Annotated in this window: 2 protein-coding genes; one reads left to right on the forward strand and one right to left on the reverse strand. The window is 42.8% G+C overall.

Features of this window, described 5'->3' with window-relative positions; translation table 11 throughout:
- Positions 1-695 (forward strand): tRNA-dihydrouridine synthase (locus AB4653_RS21645; RefSeq protein WP_372069726.1); only part of this gene is annotated, 695 nt, incomplete at its 5' end.
- Between the two features lie 43 nt (positions 696-738).
- On the opposite strand, the gene AB4653_RS21650 is transcribed toward AB4653_RS21645, so the two are convergent.
- On the reverse strand, positions 739-2041 hold a 1303-nt coding region (locus tag AB4653_RS21650), incomplete at its 5' end, for a GGDEF domain-containing protein (RefSeq protein ID WP_372105320.1).

Genomic DNA, 2041 nt, shown 5'->3' on the forward strand with positions numbered 1-2041 from the left:
GCGCTAAAGGCATTGATCTTAATTTTGGTTGCCCTGCAAAAGCGGTAAACAAAAGTAATGGCGGTGCGTCACTGCTAAAAGAACCAGAACTCATCTATCAAGTGGTGAAGTCTTGTCGAGATGCGGTGCCAGCACACATTCCCGTATCTGCAAAAATTCGATTGGGTTGGGAGCACCCGGAAGAGTGCTTTGAAATTGTCGACGCTATCGAACAAGCAAAGGCAGACGAACTCACTGTGCATGCAAGAACCAAAGTTGGCGGCTATAAAGCCAGCGAAATTAAATGGGATTACATCAATCAAATAAGAGAAAAAACGTCTCTACCTTTGATTGCTAATGGGGAAATCTGGAACTATCAAGATGGTCAAGATTGCATAGAAGCCACTGGCGTCGATTCATTGATGGTTTGCCGTGGCGCTTTCAACATTCCAAATCTTGGCAACGTCGTTAAACACAACCACCCAAAAATGCCGTGGAATAAAGTCATCGAACTTTTGCTACGCTATTCAGAGTTTCAAATAAAAGGGGACAAAGGCATGTACTACCCCAATAGAGTGAAGCAGTGGTTTGTTTATCTAAGTAAAGGCTACCCTGAAGCGAACGAACTATTTAAAGAAATTCGTACTTTCAAGAAAGCGCCACCTATTGTAGAGCGCCTTCAGCGTTATCAAGAGGAACATCGCCAAACTGTGTGAGTTAGTTGCCCTTCTTCTCTAGCATAGAAGTTCAATAGCGTGGTTAAAATACGATACGGTCTTTACCTGTCGTCTTAGCCACGTACAACTTTTCATCCGCGTGTTTGAATATCTCTTCAAAGCTTAGGTTGTTATGCTCAGCTTCAGTAATGCAAACACCACCAGAGACAGTAAAACCATTAGGTACAATGTTAGCTGAGTTCGCACAGACAGCATTTTTAACACGCTCTAATGTCCTCATTAACGTTTCACGATCATCACCTTTTAGATAAACGACAAACTCTTCACCACCAAACCTTGCTGCGACATCACTACTTCGAATGCTATTACTTATCTGGCGGGACATGTAGCGAATAACATCATCCCCTTTGTCATGCCCAAAGGTATCATTAATCAACTTGAAATTATCAATGTCAAATACAGTCAAGGCGAATAACTGGTCATGCTCCACACTGCGCCAAAAAGCTTCCAGTCCCCTACGGTTTAGCAGCCCGGTCATCGGATCTTTAGCTGCCAGCTCTTTGAAGTAACCACGTTCAATATTGGAGTTAACGAAGAAAAAGAGCGTTACAGAGAATAGATATACGATGATAGCGACAATCAGGCTGTCTTTCTCGTAGACAAAAAAGTGCTCGACCTCTTTGGCAAAATCTAATTCGTAGTACATCGCGTGATGAGAGGTGACTCCTTCCAGTTGTATCGCGTGATAGAAAGTAGCGCTATCAACCGGATTAACCAAGGTGGTATCAATAATATCGATTCTACCGGCTAAGTGCTCATTCGAACTCGCAAGCAATTTACTGGCGTCAATCTCAACAGAAAGCATTCCTTGATGTATCCCCTTATGAAACACCGGAATCGTCATGCTTATCATACGGTCAAGAGAGTCAAATCGATACGCAGGACCCGTTAAAGTCAATTGTTCTGGATTGTTGGCGGTTCTTTGCCAATACGGGCGGCTTTTTATGGTCGAAAGTAGTTCTTTCCCTAGCTCTTTAGCAAAGTCTTCTGGCGAAGAGATCACATAACCACGAGTATCTATAAAGTGTACGCCGTTGTGATATTCATCAAGCTGGGACAAAAATGAAAGAATTGGCGCGAGAGCAATTTTCTCTGACGCACTTTTATAGCTATCACTGGTTTCATTGCAAAGGGATTCTTGACCAACCAACATATAGTCGATATCGACAGAGGGGATATCTGCGGTTTTTCCGTCAGCAAGAAGTAATACGTCGATAGGCCAAATACGGCAAATACCGTCAACCACCTGCTTATTGTGATCAAGGAAAAGAGGGTTTCCTGATTTGTAGTAATTAGAGAAGCTGTAATCTAGAGCGGTAACAATT

The sequence above is a fragment of the Vibrio sp. 10N.222.48.A3 genome, from assembly GCF_041475345.1.
In the GTDB taxonomy this organism is placed as follows: Bacteria; Pseudomonadota; Gammaproteobacteria; order Enterobacterales; family Vibrionaceae; genus Vibrio; species Vibrio tasmaniensis_A.